Raw genomic sequence first — 18,917 nt, forward strand, 5'->3', positions numbered from 1 at the left:
CGTCAACCCGAGCTGAGGAGACCACCCAATGGAGTGCTCGGTCATCGTGCACGCCCTGCTGCCCGGGGCGGATGCCAAGGAGTCGTTCGACCGGCTGGCCGACTTCGCCGCCTACCCGAACTTCACCGACACGGTGAGGACGGTCGGGGTGACCCAGGTCAGCCCGACCGAGGTGACGTCCACCTGGGAGGTGAACTTCCGCAAGGGCATCCTGGTCTGGACCGAACGCGACCAGATCGATCCCGTCGAACGCCGGATCGTGTTCGACCAGCTGAGCGGCGACTTCGCCACGTTCACCGGCTCGTGGCTGGTCGTCGAGGTCGGCGACGACGTGCGGGTGGAGTTCGCGTCCCGGTTCGACCTCGGCATCGCCTCCCTGGCCAGCCTGATCGACCCGGTGGCGTGCGCGGCCCTGCGCGACGCGGTCCGGGACATCCTGCTCGGGCTGTTCGGCTCCGGTATCGAGGTCCACGCGGTGGAGGCCGCCCCGCTGGCCTGAGCCCGGCCCACCGGTCCACCACGTGCCGCCCCGCTCGCTCGAGCGGGGCGGCACGCGTTCCCGGACGTCGAGGCCGTCGAGCGGTGCCTGCCCCGCCCGGAGGCGGGGCAGACCGTGTCAGTCGAGAAGGTCGAAGAAGTCGTCTCCCGTCGCGTCGACCTTGTCCGAGCCGGCGTCCACCGCCGACATGAGCCGGCCGAGGGCGTCGGCGAGCCTCTTGCGGGCCACGGCGTCCAGGGTGAGGCTCGCGAGGTCGGACTCCAGCCGGGTCAGGTCCTCGAGCACCCCGAGCGCCGTGGTCGCCCGCTCGGGCATCAGCTCACCCCGCAGGTAGCCGACCAGCTCGCGCACGTTGGGATAGTCGAGGACCAGTGTGGCCGGCAGGGTGAGCCCGGTCGCGGTGGCCAGGCGGTTGCGCAGCTCCACCGCGGTCAGCGAGTCGAACCCGAGGTCGGTCAGCGACCGCGAGCTGTCCAGCTCGTCGCCGGACGCGTGGCCGAGGACCCGGGCGATCTCGGCGAGCACCACCTCCCGCAACAACCGGTCCTGCTCGGCGGGGGGAAGTCCGGGCAGGGTGCGGGCGAGATCCGCGCCGCCCGGCCGGACTCTGCCGCCGTCGGCCGACCCGGTGCCGCCGTGGTCGACCGGGCCGGTGGTCGGTGCCGCAGCACCGGAGCCGGGCGCGCCACCCGTGGCGAGCAGACCGTGCAGTACGGCCGGAACCGCCCGCCGGTCGTGCCGGCCCAGCAGCGCGGTGTCGACCTCGGCGAGGACCCGCGTCGCCGCGTCCGAGTCGAGCGCGTCCTCCAACAGGTCCAGCCCGCGCTCCGCCGACAGCGGAGCCAGCCCGATCTCCCGCATCCGACGCAGTCCGGCGGCGCTCACCTGCTCGGCCATGCCGTCCGGCAGCTCCCACAGGCCCCACGCCAGCGACTGCGCCGGCAACCCGTTCGCGCGTCGGTGCTGCGCGAGGGCGTCGAGGTAGGCGTTGGCCGCCGCGTAACCCGACTGTCCCGGCGATCCGAGCAGCCCGGCGGCGGAGGAGAACAGGACGAACGCCGCCAGGTCGCACTCCCGGGTCTGCTCGTGCAGGTGCCGTGCGCCGTCCGCCTTCGGCCGCAGCACCGCGGCCACCCGCTGCGCCGTCTGCGACTCGACGATGCCGTCGTCCAACACGCCGGCCAGGTGCAGCACCGCGGTGAGCGGATGCGCGACGGGCACGGAGCCGAGCAGGTCGGCCAGGGCCGTCGGGTCGGCGACGTCGCACGCGACGACGCGTACCGAGTCGGCGCCCGCCTTCTCCAGTTCGCCGACCAGGTCGGCCGTGCCGGGGGCGTCCGGCCCGCTCCGGGAGGTGAGCAGCAGGTGCCGGGTCCGGCCCCGCTCGACCAGGTGTCGTGCCACGAGGCGACCGAGGGCGCCGGTCGCGCCGGTGAGCAGGACCGTCCCGTCCGGGTTCCACGCACGCCGTCGGTGACGGGGAACGTCCGGTGCTTCCGGCGACCGGACGACGGCGACGTGCGGCGGACCCGAGGTCGGGTCGGAGGCGGTCCCGTCCGTCCGGTGGAGCCGGGGCACCAGCAGGCCACCCGCGTCCACGACGACCTGCGGCTCACCGCTGGCAGCCGCCGTCGCCAACGCCGCCCACGACTCCGGCTGGTCGTCCACGTCGACGAGGGCGAAACGGCCCGGATGTTCGGACTGCGCCGAGCGCAGCAGCCCCCACGCCGCCGCCTGGGCCAGGTCCCGTGGCGGGTCACCGACCGCTCCCCGGGTCACCACCGCCAGTCGGGCGGCAGCGTACCGGGGCTCGGCCAACCAGCGGTGGACCAGACGCAGCGCGGCCGACACCGCACCGTGCGGGTCGTCACCACCCGCCGGGAGTTCGGCGAAGAGTACGTCGGGGACCGGATCGGAGGCCGCCAGGCCGTCGAGCCACACCACCGGGGCCTCGGACCGGGCCGGGTCCACCGGCACCCACCGCAGCTCGTACGACCCGCCCGGCGTGGCCGGCCCGCCGGGAAGCCGGTCGGCGGCGACGGGCCGCAGGGTGACCTGCCGGACCGAGGCGACCGGCGCGCCGGAGGCGTCGGCGAGGACGACGTCGACGCCGTCCGCGACACGGGTCAGCCGGACCCGCAACGTCGAGACGCCGGGGGCGTGCACCTGGAGCCCGGCCCACGTGAACGGCAGTGCGATCGTGCCGTCCGGGTCGGCGTCCCCGACCAGGCCGAGCGCGTGCAGCGACGCGTCGAGCAGGGCCGGGTGCAGCAGGAACCGTTCGTCCACGCCGGCCGCCCCGGCGGGCAGCGTCACGTCGGCGAAGATCTCGTCGCCCCGCCGCCACGCCCGTCCGAGGCCCTGGAAGACCGGGCCGTAGTCGTAGCCGGCGGCGCGCAGGCGGTCGTAGAAGCCCTCCGTGTCCAGCGGCGTCGCGCCCGGCGGCGGCCAGATCCTCAGCCGGGTGGCGTCACTGGTCCGCACGGGGGCGACCGCCCCGGTCGCGTGCGGGGTCCACGGCCCGTCGGGGTGGCGCGCGTGGATCGTCAGCGGACGCGTCCCGTCGGCCTCCGGTTCGGCGAGGACCACCCGGGTCGCGACGACGCCGGTCTCCGGGAGCACCAGCGGGGCCTGCAACAGCAGTTCGACCACCTCGGGGCAGCCGGCGTGGTCGCCGGCCCGCGCCGCCAGTTCCGCCAGCAGCGCGCCCGGCACGACGACGGTCCCGGCGATCCGGTGGTCGGCGAGCCACGGCTGCGCGGCGATCGACAGTTCACCGGTCAGCAGCAACCCGCCACGGCCCGACGCCGCCGGCACCTCGACCGGTTCCCCGAGCAGCGGCCGGACGGAGGGCGTCAGCCAGTACCGCCGACGCTGGAACGGATAGGTGGGCAACTCCACCTGCGGTCCGGTCCCGCCGACCACCGTGGTCCAGTCGACGTCCACGCCCGCGACGAACAGGCGGGCCAGCGCCTCCCGCACCGAGTCCGCCTCGTCGCGTCCGGTGCGCAGCAGCGGCACCGCGACCGTCCGGCCGCCGGTGGGCTCGGCGCCGTCCAGGTCGTCGACGCAGTCGAGGACCATGGCGGACAACACGCCCCCGGGGCCGACCTCCAGGAACCGGGTGACTCCCTGCTCGCGGAGCCGGCGCACGCTCTGCGCGAAGCGCACCGGTCGCCGTACGTGCCGGCTCCAGTGCCCCGGGGCGATCGCGTCGACCGTCCGCCCCGTCTCGTTGGCGACCAGAGCGATCTCCAGCGGCCGATGGGTGAGCTCCGCCTCCAGTGCGCCGAACTCCGCCAGCATCGGGTCCATCAGCGGGGAGTGGAACGCGTGGCTGACCCGCAGACGGGTGGTCTCGCGACCCCGGGCGGCGAACGCGTCGGCCACGGCCTGGACCGCGTCCTGCGGTCCGGCGACCACGACCGAGGACGGGCCGTTGACGGCGGCGAGACCGACCCGCGCCGCCGGGTCGGCGATCAGCGGCTCGACCTCGTCCGGGGTGGCCTGGATCGCGACCATCGCGCCGCCGGTGGGCAGCGCCTGCATCAACCGGCCCCGTGCGACGACCAGCCGGGCGGCGTCGTCCAGCGACAGCGCGCCCGCCACGTGCGCGGCGGTGATCTCGCCGACCGAGTGGCCCAGGACGACGTCCGGCCGGACCCCCCAGCGCCGCAGGAGGTGGTAGAGCGCCACCTCCACGGCGAACAGGGCCGGCTGGGTGTACCCGGTCTGGTCCAGCGCATCCGCGTCGTCGAAAACGGTCCGGAGGGGACGGTCCAGATGCCGGTCCAGGGCGGCGCAGACCTCGTCGAGGGCGGCGGCGAAGCGGGGTTCGGCGGCGGCGAGTTCGCGTCCCATCGCCGGCCGCTGCGACCCCTGCCCGGAGAAGACCAGGGCCAGCTTGCCATCGGCGGCCGTACCGGTGACCACCGTCGGGGTGTCCCGCCCGGCGGCGAGCGCGGCGAGGCCGTCGCGGTCGAGGGCGACGGCGCGTTGCTCGAACGGGGTACGTGCGGCAGCCGCCGCCGCCACCGCGCCGAACGGCAGGTCCGGCTGGGCGGAGAGGAGGGCGTCGAGCCGTCCGGCCTGCTCCCGGAGGGCGGCCCCGGTCCGCGCGGAGACCACCAGCGGCCCCGACGCCTTCCCGCCGGTCGGTCCGGTCACCTCGTCCGGTGCCTCCTCCAGGATCACGTGGGCGTTGGTGCCGCTGATCCCGAAGGAAGAGACCGCCGCGCGGCGCGGATCGGTCCCGGCCGGCCAGGGCTGCTCCTCGGTGAGCAGGCGCAGCGGGCCGGCCGACCAGTCCACGTACGGGGTCGGCTCGTCGACGTGCAGCGTGCGGGGCAGGCGGCCGTGTCGCAGCGCGAGCACCATCTTGATCACGCCGGCCACGCCGGCCGCCGCCTGGGTGTGCCCGATGTTGGACTTGACCGACCCGAGCCAGAGGGGGCTCTGCCGCCCGGTGCCGTACGCGGCGAGCAACGCCTTGGCCTCGATCGGGTCGCCCAGCCGCGTTCCGGTGCCGTGTGCCTCCACCGCGTCCACCTCGGCCGGCGTGAGTCGCGCGTCGGCGAGGGCGTCGGCGATCAGCCGCTGCTGGGACGGGCCGTTCGGCGCCGTCAGCCCGTTGGACGCCCCGTCGGAGTTGACCGCGCTGCCCCGCAGGACCGCCAGGACACGCCGACCGTTCCGGCGGGCGTCGGCGAGGCGTTCGAGGACCAGTACCCCGGCGCCCTCGGCCCACCCGGTCCCGTCGGCCGCCGCGGCGAACGACCGGCACCGCCCGTCGGGGGAGAGTCCCCGCTGACGGCTGAACTCGGTGAACACCAGTGGCGTCCCGAGCACGGTCACCCCGCCGGCCAGCGCGAGCGCGCACTCCCCGGCGCGCAGCGACCGGGCCGCCAGGTGCAGGGCGACCAGCGACGACGAACAGGCGGTGTCCACCGACAGCGACGGCCCCTCCAGGCCCAGCGTGTATGACACCCGACCGGAGACGACGCTCGACGCGTTGCCGGCGAGCAGGAAGCCGCCGACGTCCGGCGGGACCGCCCCGAGGGGCGGGGCGTAGTCGTTGCCGATGACCCCGGTGAACACGCCGGTACGGCTGCCCCGCAGCGCGCGCGGGTCGATGCCGGCCCGCTCCAACGCCTCCCAGGAGATCTCCAGCATCAGCCGCTGCTGCGGGTCGGTGGCCAGTGCCTCCCGTGGCGACAGCCCGAAGAATCCGGCGTCGAAGTCCCCCGCGTCGTAGAGGAAGCCGCCGTGCCGGGCGTACGTGGAGCCGGGGTGCTCCGGGTCGGGGTGGAACACGTCCGGGTCCCAGCCCCGGTCGGTGGGGAACGGTCCGATCCGGTCCCGCCCTTCGACCAGGTCGGCCCAGAACGCGTCCGGTGTGGACACGCCGCCCGGGAAGCGGCAGGCCATCGCCACGATCGCGATGGGATCGTCGGTGCAGACGTCCGGCTGTCCGCCGGCCGGGCGGGACCCGACGGCGGTCGTGGGACCGGCCGGGCCGGCCTGCTCCGCCAGGTAACCGGCGAGGGCCGACGGGTTGGGGTGGTCGAAGGCGAGCGTGCCGGAGAGCGGCAGTCCACTCACGTCCGCCAGTCTCTCGGTCAGCTCGAGCGCGCTCAGCGAGTCGAAGCCCATGTCGGCGAACGCCCCGTCGGGCGGCACGTCGTCACGCGGACGACCGAGCACCGCGGCCGCCTCGGTGCGAACGACGTCCAACCACCACTGCTTCTCGGGGTCCCCCACCGGTCGCCGCCTTTCCGCGCACGTCACCCACCAGGCCTCGGCGACCCACCCACCGAGTGGCGCCCATCCTCCATCGGGGGCGGCGATCGGCACAACATACGGCCGCCGGGAAACCCGCCTCGGTCGCCTATGGTCACCGTCGGTACGGCTGGCCTATCCTGTGGCCCATGATCCAGGCGCGACTGTCATGAGTCGTTTCGTCGACACCGTCGTCGGCACCGCCGCCCGCTCGACGCGCGGCATGGTGACCGGTGCGCCCACCCGTCCGGTGCGGCGGAGCTGGAGCGACCTGCACGCCGCCGCCCGACGCACGGCGGCGGCCCTGGTCGAGAGTGGACTCGCCGCCCGTCAGGCGGTCGCGGTCCTGGCCGGCGACCCCGGCCAGGTCGCCCAAGTCGTCCAGGCGGTCTGGCTGGCCGGCGGCAGCGTGACCATGTTGCACCAGCCCACGGCCCGCACCGACCTGGCCGTCTGGCGGGACGACACGTTGCGTGTCCTCCGCATGATCGACGCGCGCCTGGTGCTGGTGGGTGCCCCGTTCGAGGCGGTGGCCGAGGTGCTCCGCGAGCAGGGCATCGCCCACCGGATGATCGCCGACCTGGACAGCGACCGGGAGTTCACCGTCGTGCCGGCCGCCGAGGACGACACCGCGCTGCTCCAGTTGACCAGTGGCTCGACCGCCGAGCCGAAGGCGGTCCAGATCACCCACCGCAACCTGCACGCCAACCTCGTGGACAGCGTGGCGCACCTGGAGTGCGGCGAGTCCGACGTCCTGGTCAGCTGGCTGCCGCTCTTCCACGACATGGGCATGGTCGGCTGCCTGCTGATCCCGATGTTCACCGGCATCGAGCTGGTCAGCGTCACTCCCGTGGACTTCCTCAGCCGGCCGCTGGTGTGGGCCGAGTTGATGAGCCGGTACGGCGGCACGATCACCGCCGCGCCGAACTTCGCGTACGCGATCCTGACCCGGCAGCTCGCCCGCGCCGAGGCCGGTTCGCTCGACCTGTCCCGGTTGAAGGCCGCGTGCAACGGCGCGGAGCCGATCGACCCGTCGACGGTGGAGGCGTTCGTCGCGGCGGGATCGCGGTTCGGGCTGCGGCCCCAGGCGATCAACTGCTGCTACGGCGCGGCGGAGAGCGCCCTGGTGATCTCGCTGTCGGCCCTGTCCGACCCGATGCTCCTCGACACCGTCGACGCCCTGGAACTGGAGAAGAACCGGCGGGCGGTGCCGGTACCCGACGGCCGGACGACCGGTGTGCGCCGGCTGCCGCTGCTCGGTGTCGCCTTCGGAAGTGTCGCCGTCCGCGTGGTCGACGACTCCGGCGCCGAGCTGGGTGACCGCGAGGTCGGCCGGCTGCAACTGCGCGGGGACTCGGTGACCCGGGGTTACCTCACCGAACAGGGGCCGGTCGCCGCCCTGGACGATGACGGCTGGCTGGACATCGGCGACGAGGGCTACCTGGTCGACGGTCAGATCGTCGTCTGCGGGCGCGAGAAGGACGTCATCATCATGGGCGGCCGGAACATCTACCCCACCGACATCGAACGCGCGGCGGCCTCGGTCGACGGCGTCCGGGACGGCAACGTCGCGGCAGTGCGGCTGATGGCCGGCGACGGTGTGGCACGTGAGTCGTTCGCGGTGCTGGTCGAGTCGCGGCGCGCCGGTGACCCGGCCGCCGAGAAGGCGCTGCGTGACGCCGTCGTCCACCGGGTCGTCGCCGAGATCGACGCCCGTCCCGCGTCGGTCGTCGTCCTGCCGCCGGGGTCCCTCCCGAAGACACCGTCCGGCAAGCTGCGTCGTGCGGCGGCCCGCGCGCTCATTTCGGGCTGACCACCACCACCGACCGTCCCGCCGCTGGAGGAACCCCGATGCGATCACTTGATCAGGCGCGCGCCCTGTGCGAGTCCTACCTGCCGGGGCTGGTCGACGGGCTGTCGAAGATCCCCTTCGATCAGCGGGAGTCGTCCGGCGCCGCCACGCTGCCGGTGTTCCGGGCCAGCCGGGGCCCCGGCCTGGTGATCCCGAAGGACTACGGCGGGCTCGGCGCCACCCCGTTGGACGCGGTACGGGTCATGCGGGCGATCGGCGCGCACGCCCCGTCGCTGGCGGTGGGCACCACGATGCACCACTTCTCGGTGGCGACGCTGTTCACCTTCGCCGAGAGCATCAAGAACTCCGGCATGGAGTGGGCCCTGCTCGAGGCGATCACCAGCCGCAACCTGCTCGTCTCGTCCGGGTTCGCCGAGGGGCGCCCGGCCCAGGGGATCCTCGCTCCCACGATGACGGCCACCCCGGCCCCGGGTGGTTACCGGATCAACGGGTCGAAGAAGCCGTGCAGCCTGAGTCACTCGATGGACCTGCTCACGGCCAGCGTGGCGGTGCCGGCGTCGGACGGCGGGCAGCAGACGGCGTTCCTGCTCATGCCGGCCACGCTGCGTGGCATCACGCGGCACCCGTTCTGGGGCAGCAGCGTGCTGGCCGGCGCGGAGAGCGACGAGGTCCGCCTGTCCGACGTCTACATCGAGGACGAGTTGGTCATCCCGACCGAGAACGGTCCGGACGGGATGCTCGACGACCTCCAGACCACCGGGTTCATCTGGTTCGAGCTGCTCATCACCGCCTCGTACCTGGGCATGGCGAGCGCGCTGGTGGAACGCGCCCTGGCCGCCCGGCGTGCCGCGATCACCGACCGGGCCGCCCTGGGCACCCGGATCGAGACGGCGACGCAGCTGCTCGAGGGCGCGGCCCGCGCCATGATGGCCGGCGAGACGGACAACGACGCGCTGGCCCGCGTGCTGATGGCCCGCTACGGCGCGCAGGACGCCATCGCCGACGCCGCCCGGCAGGCGGTCGAGATGCTCGGCGGGATGTCGTTCATCGGCTCTCCCGACGTGGCCTACCTGATCGCGGCGTGCCAGTGCGTCGCGTTCCACCCGCCGTCGCGGGCCAGCATCGCGGCGGCGATGGTCGACTACCTCGACGGGAGTGGCCCGTTCCTGATGTCCGACACCGGTCCGGCCGCCGCCACGCCGGCCCCGCAGCCGCCCCCCGTGCCGACGCCGCAGCGGGAGACCGCGCCGGTCCGCGCGCCGCAGCCCGTGCCGGCGGCCACCCCGGCACCCGCGCCGGAGTCCGCCCGGCCGCCGGCCGGGGCAGCGGTCTCCGCATCCCCGCCGGCCCCCGCCGCTCCCGCCGCCACGACCGCGCCGACCGGTCCCGCCCCGGTCGCCAAGCCCGCCTCGCTCGCCCGTCCGGCGACCCCGTACGTCGTCGCCCCGACCGAGACACCCCGTGTCGCCGGCCAGTCGACGATGACCGCGGACGACGCCGCCGACTGGGACAACGCGACGTCCCTGTTCGACGGGGCGGAGGGGCTCCGGCTCACCGCACGCGACTGCGACCTGCGGTACTGGTTCGCCAACGTTCCGGAGCGGACGCTGCGCGGCAACGTCGTCGGCTACGCGCCGGGGCTGGTGACCCCGGACTTCCTCCGCGAGCCGGGCCCGCTGCGGGACGCGCTGATCCAGGAGGTCGCGTTCCGGGCACTGGCCGAGGAGCGGGCCGCCCGCGCGATCGGGTACATCGTGGCGTGCGCGCCGGACTCCACGACGATGGAGTTCTACGCCACCCAGCTCATGGACGAGACCCGGCACGCCATGATCTTCCGTAACCACCTGCGGAACCTCGGCGTCGACGAGCGGGACGTCGCCGACGTCATCGCCCAGCAGACCGCGGCCGACCAGGCGGGCATCCTCGACCCGCTGGAGGAGCTCGGCATGCCGATCGTGCGGGACCAACAGGACTTCCTCGGTGGCGTGGTGCTGCTGACGATTCTGGTGGAGGGGTTCCTTGCCCCGTCGTTCGAGCTGAGCGAGCGCAAGTGGCGACCGCTCGACCCCCGGATGGCCGACATGGAGAAGGGCGCCGGCATCGACGAGGTACGCCACCTGGCCGTCGGCACCTCGATCATCCGCGAGCACCTGCACCAGCACCCCGACGACAAGGAACGACTCGTCGAGCTGATCCGGGGCGGTATGCGGCTGTGGGAGCAGTTGCCCGTCGCCGACCAGCTCAACCGCTGGGAGAACTGGTTCCAGGAGGGCATCGCGCCGCACGTGGCGATGATCGGTGACTACGAGATCTGGGACGGCCGCCGGCTGGTGGACACCACCCCGGAGGAGCGGATCCAGAAGGCCCTGGAGGTCACCAGCACCGTGCACTCCACCCGGCTCACCGACATGGGGCTCGGCCGGGCGCTGATCTTCTGACCGGTCCGTGCGGGTGGGCGGGCCTCCGCCGACCCACCCGCACCCCGGACGGTGGGGGAGGAGGACCGCTGCTCAGTCGGCCGGGCCGCCCTCGCGGATCCCCCACCGGTTGTAGAGCGGTCGCAGGGGCCCCGGCATCCACCAGTTGAGCCGGCCGAGCAGCCGCATGGTGGCGGGCATCAGCAGCGCCCGAACGATGGTGGCGTCGACGACGACGGCGATGGCCAGCCCGACGCCGATGATCTTCACGACCAGCACGCTCGACGTCGCGAACGACACGATCACCACCACCAGCAGCAGGGCCGCGCTGGTGATGATCCGACCGGAGCGTTGCAGGCCGACGGCGACCGCCTCGGTGTTGTCCCCGACCAGGTCGTAGTGCTCACGGATGCGGGAGAGCAGGAACACCTCGTAGTCCATGGACAGCCCGAACGCGACCGCGAAGATCAGGATGGGTTGCACCACGTCGATGTTGCCGGTGGAGGTGAACCGGAGCAGTCCGTCGAGGTGGCCGTCCTGAAAGATCCACACCACCGCGCCGAACGCCGCCGTCAGGCTCAGCACGTTCATCAGGATCGCCTTGACCGGCAGCACCAGTGAGCCGAAGGAGAAGAACAGCAGCACGAACGTGGTGACCAGCACCAGCAGCGCCATCCACGGCAGTCGCTGGGTGAGCATGTCCATCAGGTCGGCGAAACCGGCCGCGTCGCCCCCGACCAGCACCGTGCCGCCGGTGGGCGGTTCGACGGCGCGTACCGCGTCGACCAGTTCCCGTCCCTGCGCGGAGATCGGCTCCACGTCGAACCGTACGGTGACCCGCGCGGTGTCGCCGGACAGGCCGGTGACGTCCGCGTGCCGCACGTCGGGCAGCGCGGCCACCCGGTCCACATAGGCGGCGAGTTCCGCCCGCCCGGCGGGCTCGGCCGCCGGGCCGTCCAGCGTGACGACGGCGTCGATCGGCCGGGTGACGCTGTCCGGGAAGGACTCCGCCAGGGTGTCCTGGACCTGCCGGCTCTCCGCCGTGGCGGGCAGGACCCGGGTGTCCAGCCAGCCGTAGGAGATGCGCAGGAACGGCAGGCCGAGAAGCACCAGCACGGCGATGACCGCGCCGCCGACCAGGACGGGACGGCGCATCACCGTCCGCGCGATCCGCGCCCACGCGCCGGAGTTTGGGTCGGTGCCGGCCGGCCGACGCCGCCGCTCCCGCAGGCGGGGACCGAGCAGGGCGAGCATCGCGGCCATCACGGTCAACGAGAAGAACCCGGCCAGCAGCACCGCCGCGACCCCGCCGACGGCGATGGACCGCAGGAACACCTGGGGGAAGACGGCCAGGCTGGCCAGGGCGAGCGCGACGGTCACCGCGGACACGACGATCGTCCGGCCGGCGGTGACCATGGTCCGCCGCAGCGCCTGCGGCACCGGGTGACCCGCGCCGAGTTCCTCCCGGAACCGGCTGACCATGAACAGGCTGTAGTCGACGGCCAGCCCGAGACCGAGCAGGGTGACCACGTTGACGGCGAAGATCGAGACATCGGTGAACTGCGCCAGCAGCCGGAGACCGGCCAACGATCCCACGATCGACAGCACCCCGACCAGCACCGGCAGCAGCGCCGCCAGCACGTTGCGGAAGATGAGGATCAGCAGCAGGAACAGGATGGGCAGGGCCAACGCCTCGGCGCGGGTCAGGTCTGCCTTGCTCTGCGTGTTGACGTCGTCGATCAGCGCCAGCGGGCCGCCGACCGTGACGTCGAGGTCCGGGCTGGTCAGGCTGCCCCGGACGGCCAGGTAGTTGGTGAGCCGGTCGTTCTCGGTGGCGCCGGCGATCTGCACCGCCGCGAACGTCTCCCGCCGGTCGGTGCTGACCAGGGCGGACGCGTTGGTCCGCCAGTAGTCGGTCACGCCCTCGATCCGGTCGGCCGGGATCCGGTCGAGGACCTGCCGGGCGGCGTCGCGGTACGCGGGATCCTCGACCGTCCACCGGTCGCTGCCGAACAGCACGACGACGTCCGCGTCGTTGCGTCCGAGCCGGTCCCGTTCGACCTCCTCGGCCCGGGAGCTCTCGCTCGCCGCGTAGGTGAAGCCGCCGGCGGCCAGGTCGTCGAAGGCGTTGGCACCCCAGGCGCCGGCCGCGGCCAGGAACACCACGGCCCCGGCGATCACCCACCAGCGCACCCGGTGGGTGAGCCGGCCGAGGATGTCCAACATCGCAGTCTTCCTCTCGTTCGACCGGCGGCGGCCCACGACCCCGGCGGCACCGGCCCGGGTGGGGCCGGTGCCGCCGGGGTACGGTCAGCGGACGACGCCGGTCAGGTCCAGCGTCCGATGCCGATCGCCTTGGCGCCGTCGAGCAGTTGTTCCCGCAGCGCCACCCGACGGATCTTCCAGGTGCCGGTGCGCGGGAACTCGTCCCACCTGATCTGGATCGGCTCGGCCATCGGGGCGAGGTCGGCGACCGCCCGCGCCCAGTCGCCCTTGTCCAGGGGCACGTCGTCCGTGGTGCTCACCACCGGCACCGGCAGCCCACCGGCGACCGGGAGGACGATCACCTCGGTCGTGTAGTCGATCCGGTCGAGGATCAGGTCCTCGAACTCGATCGCGCTGCCGTTGGGGATCCGGTCGATCTCCCGGTCCACGATCCGGACGGCGCCCCACTTGTTGATGATGCCGAGGTCGCCGGTGCTCCACCACCTGCCGTTGCACTTCAGGTCGTGTCGGTCCTGCTCGCCGACGTAGGCGAGGCACCGTCCGGGCTGGTCGATCTCGATCATGCCGACCTGCCCGCGCGGGACCTCCTGCCCGGTCTCCGGGTCCACCGCCCGCATCTTGGCGTGGAACGGGATGGGCCAGCCGATCAGCTGGGTCGGCGGCGGCCGGTGCCCCCTGCGCCGTACCACGAACCGGAAGAACGGCCGGATGCACAGCGCGCCGTTCTCGGTCTGGCTCCACGACTGCACCCAGATCGGGAACCGGCGCTTGGTCGCGGCCAGGAAGGTGCGGATGGTGCGGGTGTGGATGGCGTCGAAGGAGTTGACGTACTCGCGGACGTTGCTGAACAGGCCGGCGGGGTCGCGGGTCAGCGGCTCCCACGCGAGGTAGATGTTCGGCAGCGCCTCGACCAGCGTCGGCTTGTGCTCCGCCATCAGCTCCCGGACCCGGGGCGAGAGCGGGTCGGACATGTAGAGCACGCGTGGGCCGACGGCGGCCATCGCCAACTGCATCGTGGTGAGCCGCTCGTGGGTGTACGGGTCGCAGAACAGCACGGTGTCGCTGCGCCGCAGTCCGAACCGGGGCCAGCGCTCGGTCTCCACGATCGCCATCGCGTAGATCGACTCGGCGGAGTGCATGACCAGCTTCGGTACCCCGGTGGTGCCGGAGGTGTGGGTGATGACCACCGGCTCCTTGAACTCGCGCATGTTCGGCTGGACCGGCGGGGCGTCCTTGAAGTCGTCCAGGCGCAGGACGTCCGGCCGGTCCTCGACCGCGTCGACGCTGATCGTGCGGACGGTGAGGTCCGCCACCACCTCGGGGGTGATGCCGCACTTGTCGAGGTGCTTCCGGTCGGTCAGCAGGATCGGCCGCTCCAGCCGCTCCAGCATGGGGATCATCGCCTCGGGTCCGTAGGACCCGGAGAACATGCAGGGGATCGCGCCGATCCGGGCGATGGCACACCCCAGGATGACGATGTCCAGGTGGTTCGCCTTGAGGACCGCGACCCGGTCCCACGGCCGGACGCCGGCCTTGTGCAGCCAGGCGGCCGCCCGGTCGACCAGCTCCGCCCACTGCGTGTAGGTGCGGACCTCGGGGCCGTCCGGGTCGATGTCCGCCGGCCGGTCGACGATGACCAGCTCGTCCGGGGCGGTCCGTGCCGCCACGTGCCAGGTCTCGCCCATCTTCGAGTGCTTCGGTACGCGCGAGAACGGACTGAGCCGGCGGCGCCACCGGGTGGGGGTGAACTCGGTAAGGAACCGCGGGATGGGCCGCTGCGGCTCGACGTCGTCGGTGGCCGTCGTGTCGGCGGGTGAAGCCACGAGCGGGTCCTCCGTTCTCGGGGGCGGGGAGGCCGGCCGGCGATCGGCTCTCGTCGGCCGGAAGATGATCGCTAACCATATCGACATCGCTCTGCGTAGGCCATGTCTGGACGGGTGACGATCTGTTTCCGATTCGTCCGACCTCCGGGCCGATCGACCAATGTGGCGCGCTGGTGTGCCGCCCCGTGTTCCCGGCCGCCTTCCCGCCGGGGGGGGTTCCCCGGCCGGCATTTCTTTGCCAGGATCCTGATGCCGGTAAAACTTTCCTACAGGCACTCCACACGGGAGGACGAACCATGCGTATCCGCAGTCTCGCCAGTGCGGCCCTGCTCGCCGGGGGCCTGATCGCCACGGCGACCCCCGCCACGGCGGCCGCCGTGGCCCCCGAGCAGAGCGCGGCGTGCTCGTTGACGGTCACCAACCTCTACTACTCCATCGGCATGCAGACCGCCTTCGCCAAGCTCTCGGGGGGTTGCAGCGGCCCGATCGACATCACCCTCGAGCGGGCGGTGACCCCCACCGGCCCGTACCAGGAGGAACCGGACGCGCTCTACTACCTGCAGCAGGCCGCCGACGGTACGGCCGCCACCGCCTACTTCATGGACCCCGCCGAGCGCGGGTACTGCCGCGCCAAGGCCAGCTTCGACGGGCTCGTCGCGCACTCCCCGGCGTCGGTCAGCTGCTGACCGGACCCCCTTCGGCATGACGGTGCCGGCACGGTGACGTGATGCCGCTCGACGAGGGACGGTGACCGTACGGGGCGTCGTGGGCGATACTCACCACAGCGGACGCGACCGTCCGAACTAGGATCGGACCCGGTCGGATCCGCAGGGAGGGGTGTCGATGGGTCGGATGCTGCGGGTGGGTACACCAGTTCTCCTGCTCCTCCTGCTCGGCGCTGTCGGGTGGTACGCCTCGTACGTCACCACCGTCCTCGTCTGGGAGCTGCGCAAACTCCTGCCCTGGCTGCTGGCGGCAGCCCTGGTGGGCCTCCTCGCCGGGGTGCCGGCCCTGGTGCGGCTGCTCACCCGTCGGCGCGACGGGGGCAGGGGCACGATCGGCCGCAGCGCCGCCCTCGGCTGGCTGGGTGCCGCCGTCGGGCTGGCCCTCGGCGCGCTCTGGCTGGTCTACGGCGAATACCTCCAGGACCGGGCGTACGCGACCACCATGCGGGTGGTGACCGATCCGGTGCCGGAGCTGACCCCACGCGCGCCGTACGTGGTCGGCGAGGCGCAGGCCGCGCCCAATCTGGGCGACGTGACCGGCGAGATCAGCGACGTCAGCTACCTGCCCGACTCCGACCGGTTCGCCATCCTGGTCGAGCGGCGCGGCTGGTTGACCGGTTACGAGGTCGGCCTGGTGCAGGAGGTGCCGCTCGGCAGCACCAGCCGGGCGCAGCAGCGGTGCCGGTTCGACGAGTCGGCGTCCGCCCGGATCGGCGGCTGGTTCACCCACAACCTGGGCCGGAAGATCGCCGCCGAGCGGCGCTGGGCGCGGTTCTCCGAGGAGGACGCCTACGTCCACTGCCAGGGCGACACCCCGGTCGTGGTGGTGCCGTTGAAGCGGCAGACCGGCATCCTGGTGGTGACGGAAAGGCCGGCCGGGGTGGCACTGTACGACGGCACGACCGGGAAGGTCACCGTCACCGACGCCACCGCCGAGGTGCCCGGACCGTCCTATCCGATCAGCCTCGCCGCCCGGCAGCGGGAGGGCACCGCCGCGGTCGGCGGTTTCGCCGACTGGTGGTTCGAGCGCAGCGGCTGGGACGCCTCCGAGGACGGTGCCAACGAGGGCAACGAGTCGGAGTTCACCCTGCGCCACCGCGACGGCAGTGGCCGCAGCGTGTACGTCACCCCGCTCACCCCACAGGGCGAGGCCAGCTCGGTGGTGGCGGTGTCGGTGGTGCCGACCCGGCACTCCGGCGACGGTCTCGCCCCGCTGACCGTGCACCGGCTCAGCCCCACCTGGTCGTCGCCGCAGGCCATCGCCGCCCTGATCAAGGCGGAGTACCGGGACGTCTGCTGCTGGAACGACGACCAGGTGTTCGAGGTGGTGCCGACCGGCGGGACCACGTGGACCGCCACGCTCGGCAGCGAGCAGAGCATCCGCTACCGGGTGGAGGGCCGGGGCCAGATCAACGGCCGCGAGGCGACCTGCCTGAAGAACGCCGACGGCAGCCTGGTCCGCTGCGCGTATGCCGCCCCCGGCTCGCCGGAGGAGCAGGAACTGCAACGCCGGGAGCAGCAGAAACAGCAGGAGCAACCGGCGAACGGTGGCAGCGGCCCGGTCGACCTGACCCGGTACACCGACGAGCAGTTGGCCGAGCTCAACCGGCGACTGTCCGAAGAGGTTAACCGCCGACTCAAGGAGCGGTAGCCCGCCGGGGGGCGCTGCCACCGACCTTTCCGGACGGTCGGTCCGGCACGGACGCGGTTTTGTGTTCGCCGGTACGGCGCTGGCAGGATGACCGCCGTGTCGGATGGGCAGTACAGCTACGTGGGACCGCCGGACGCACCGGACCGGTACGAGCTCATCGAGCGGCGCGCCGCCGGTGGCGAGGGCGAGGTCTGGCGGGCTCGCGAGCACCACGGCGACGTGGCGTTCCCGTACGCGGTGAAGATCCTCCGGATGCCGGCGGAGGACCAGACCGATCGCGGCCTGGAGGGCCTCCGGCTCCAGGCGGCGCTGGCCACCCAACTCGAACATCCGGCGCTGGTCAAGGTGAAGGAGGTCTTCGTCGGCCCGTCACCGCATCCGGCCGGGGCGGCCACCACGGACACCGCGCCGCGCCTGTACTTCGTGATGAAGTGGATCGAGGGTCGCAGCCTCCAGGAAATGCTGGAGAGCGGCGGAGTGCGCGGGCTGGACGTCCTCGGGCCGCTCGAACCGATCGCCGAGGCCGTCGACTACCTGCACAGCGGCCAGGACACCGACGGCATACCGGTCCTGCACCGGGACATCAAACCGGCCAACGTCCTCGTGTCCGGCAGCGGGCGGGCCTACCTGGTCGACTTCGGACTGGTTCGGCTGCGCAGCACCAGCGGCACCGCCCGGGTGTACGGCACGGCGCCGTTCATGGCACCGGAGTCCCTGGCCCGGGGCGAGTACACCCCGGCCACGGACCGCTACGCCCTCGGCGCGACCGTCTACCACGCGGTGACCGGCGAGATGCCGGTCCCCGGCGACATCGACGGCATGACCCGGCAGCTCACCGCGTCGCTCGGCGCGGGGCGGGACCGGGTCGTCCGCGGGATCCTGTCGATGGTCGCGGTGACCGCCGAGCGTCGGCCGGCGGCTGCGGCGGCCTGGGTCAGGGCACTGCGCACCGCGCCGCCGGAGACCTCGGTCGGCGGGGTACCACCGGCTCCGCCGCCCACCTCCGGACCGTCGCACCATCCATCGCCGCCGCACCACCCGTTGCCGCCCACCTCCGGACCGCCCACCTCCGGGCCTCCGGGCTACCCGTTGCCGCCGGGTTCTCCACTGCCGCCCACGTCCGGGCCGCCCGCCTCCGGGCTGCCGGGCTCTCCGCCGCCGGGCGGCCCGACGGCGTCGACCTACCCGCTGCCACCCGGAGCACGGCCACCCGGACCACGGCCGCCGGGGACTCCCGGCCCGTCGGAGTACCCTCTGCCGCCCGGTCCGGGCCCGACGGGCTTCCCCGGGGCGTCCGCCCGGAAGAAGTCCAAGCTCCCGTTGGTGATCGGAATCGTGGTGGCGGTCCTTCTCGCCGCCTGCTGCGTACCGTCGGTGTGGAACCTGGCCCGGGGCAACCTGCCCGGCGGCCTCGATCCGACTCCGACCCCGAGCGTCGACCGCGCCTCCCCGCCGCCGGCGGTGACCGCGTTGGAGCCCGTGTTGCTGTCGGTGGCCGACGTCGCGTCCGCGATGAGGACCGAGCGTGACTCGGTCAAGTCGAGTACGACCGCCGACGTGCTGCACAACGGTCTGACCAAGCTCACGCTCTGTGCGGACGGCACGGTGCGCGGCGACGCGATCGGCGCGCACAGCAGCAACGGCTACTGGGTGACCAGCGGCCAGTATCCGTACCTCGGCTCGGCGGTCGCCGGCTTCTACGGCGACGCGGCCGACCCGTTCCTCGACGCCGTCCGCACGTCCGCCGAGCGGTGCGGATGGCGCCCGTTCACGGTGCCCAGGCTGGGGCAGGAGTCGTTCGGGATCACCGTCAGCGGCTCGGGCGGCGTGTACGCGATGATCTTCGTCCGCTCGGGTCAGGTGCTCCTCCAGGTCGCGATCCAGAACGACTACGAGGGCGGCACCCACCAGAGCGATTTGATCAAGATGGCGACGTCGATGGCCAAACGGCTGCCGAAACCCAAGGCGGGCCGGTGACCACCCCC

9 protein-coding genes are annotated in these 18,917 nt (G+C 73.1%); 6 read left to right on the plus strand and 3 right to left on the minus strand.

Annotated elements, in window-relative coordinates; genetic code table 11:
• Positions 1 to 28 precede the first annotated feature (28 nt).
• On the plus strand, positions 29 to 499 hold the full coding sequence (locus tag ACIBJE_RS17665) for a type II toxin-antitoxin system RatA family toxin (protein WP_396749442.1): 471 nt from the start codon (positions 29 to 31) through the stop codon (positions 497 to 499).
• A 117-nt stretch (positions 500 to 616) separates the two neighbouring features.
• Here ACIBJE_RS17665 and ACIBJE_RS17670 read toward each other — a convergent pair whose 3' ends face one another.
• Positions 617 to 6,259 carry an SDR family NAD(P)-dependent oxidoreductase gene (locus ACIBJE_RS17670; protein ID WP_396749444.1) on the minus strand — a complete coding sequence of 1,881 codons (5,643 nt, stop codon included), beginning with the start codon at positions 6,257 to 6,259 and terminating at the stop codon, positions 617 to 619.
• 187 nt (positions 6,260 to 6,446) lie between these two features.
• Here ACIBJE_RS17670 and ACIBJE_RS17675 point away from each other — a divergent pair, with 187 nt between their 5' ends.
• Together ACIBJE_RS17675 and ACIBJE_RS17680 are read left to right on the plus strand one after the other, a co-directional pair.
• Positions 6,447 to 8,090: a fatty acyl-AMP ligase gene (locus ACIBJE_RS17675; RefSeq protein WP_396749446.1), complete on the plus strand. Its 1,644-nt coding sequence runs from the start codon at positions 6,447 to 6,449 to the stop codon at positions 8,088 to 8,090.
• A gap of 38 nt (positions 8,091 to 8,128) precedes the next feature.
• Positions 8,129 to 10,528 carry a hypothetical protein gene (locus ACIBJE_RS17680; protein ID WP_396749448.1) on the plus strand — a complete coding sequence of 800 codons (2,400 nt, stop codon included), beginning with the start codon at positions 8,129 to 8,131 and terminating at the stop codon, positions 10,526 to 10,528.
• Positions 10,529 to 10,600: 72 nt separating this feature from the next.
• Here ACIBJE_RS17680 and ACIBJE_RS17685 read toward each other — a convergent pair whose 3' ends face one another.
• Both ACIBJE_RS17685 and ACIBJE_RS17690 read right to left on the minus strand, forming a co-directional pair.
• Positions 10,601 to 12,733, minus strand: coding sequence for an MMPL family transporter (locus tag ACIBJE_RS17685; RefSeq protein ID WP_396749451.1), 2,133 nt, complete (start codon positions 12,731 to 12,733; stop codon positions 10,601 to 10,603).
• Positions 12,734 to 12,834: 101 nt separating this feature from the next.
• Positions 12,835 to 14,556 carry a class I adenylate-forming enzyme family protein gene (locus ACIBJE_RS17690; protein ID WP_396749453.1) on the minus strand — a complete coding sequence of 574 codons (1,722 nt, stop codon included), beginning with the start codon at positions 14,554 to 14,556 and terminating at the stop codon, positions 12,835 to 12,837.
• A gap of 296 nt (positions 14,557 to 14,852) precedes the next feature.
• Between ACIBJE_RS17690 and ACIBJE_RS17695 the strand changes: the two genes are divergently transcribed.
• The 3 genes from ACIBJE_RS17695 (at position 14,853) to ACIBJE_RS17705 (ending at position 18,909) form a co-directional block, all read left to right on the plus strand.
• On the plus strand, positions 14,853 to 15,242 hold the full coding sequence (locus tag ACIBJE_RS17695; RefSeq protein ID WP_396749456.1) for a hypothetical protein: 390 nt from the start codon (positions 14,853 to 14,855) through the stop codon (positions 15,240 to 15,242).
• Positions 15,243 to 15,399: 157 nt separating this feature from the next.
• Positions 15,400 to 16,932, plus strand: coding sequence for a hypothetical protein (locus ACIBJE_RS17700; RefSeq protein ID WP_396749458.1), 1,533 nt, complete (start codon positions 15,400 to 15,402; stop codon positions 16,930 to 16,932).
• Between the two features lie 96 nt (positions 16,933 to 17,028).
• Positions 17,029 to 18,909, plus strand: coding sequence for a serine/threonine-protein kinase (locus ACIBJE_RS17705; RefSeq protein ID WP_396749460.1), 1,881 nt, complete (start codon positions 17,029 to 17,031; stop codon positions 18,907 to 18,909).
• Positions 18,910 to 18,917: the final 8 nt, after the last annotated feature.

This window comes from Micromonospora sp. NPDC050187 (genome assembly GCF_044459745.1).
Taxonomy (GTDB): Bacteria; Actinomycetota; Actinomycetes; order Mycobacteriales; family Micromonosporaceae; genus Micromonospora.

Excerpts from the sequence above, each read along its gene's own strand:
- ACIBJE_RS17665 (WP_396749442.1), top strand. The coding sequence starts at position 29 with ATGGAGTGCTCGGTCATCGTGCACGCCCTGCTGCCCGGGGCGGATGCC.
- ACIBJE_RS17675 (WP_396749446.1), top strand. The coding sequence starts at position 6,447 with ATGAGTCGTTTCGTCGACACCGTCGTCGGCACCGCCGCCCGCTCGACG.
- ACIBJE_RS17680 (WP_396749448.1), top strand. The coding sequence starts at position 8,129 with ATGCGATCACTTGATCAGGCGCGCGCCCTGTGCGAGTCCTACCTGCCG.
- ACIBJE_RS17685 (WP_396749451.1), bottom strand. The coding sequence starts at position 12,733 with ATGTTGGACATCCTCGGCCGGCTCACCCACCGGGTGCGCTGGTGGGTG.
- ACIBJE_RS17695 (WP_396749456.1), top strand. The coding sequence starts at position 14,853 with ATGCGTATCCGCAGTCTCGCCAGTGCGGCCCTGCTCGCCGGGGGCCTG.
- ACIBJE_RS17700 (WP_396749458.1), top strand. The coding sequence starts at position 15,400 with ATGGGTCGGATGCTGCGGGTGGGTACACCAGTTCTCCTGCTCCTCCTG.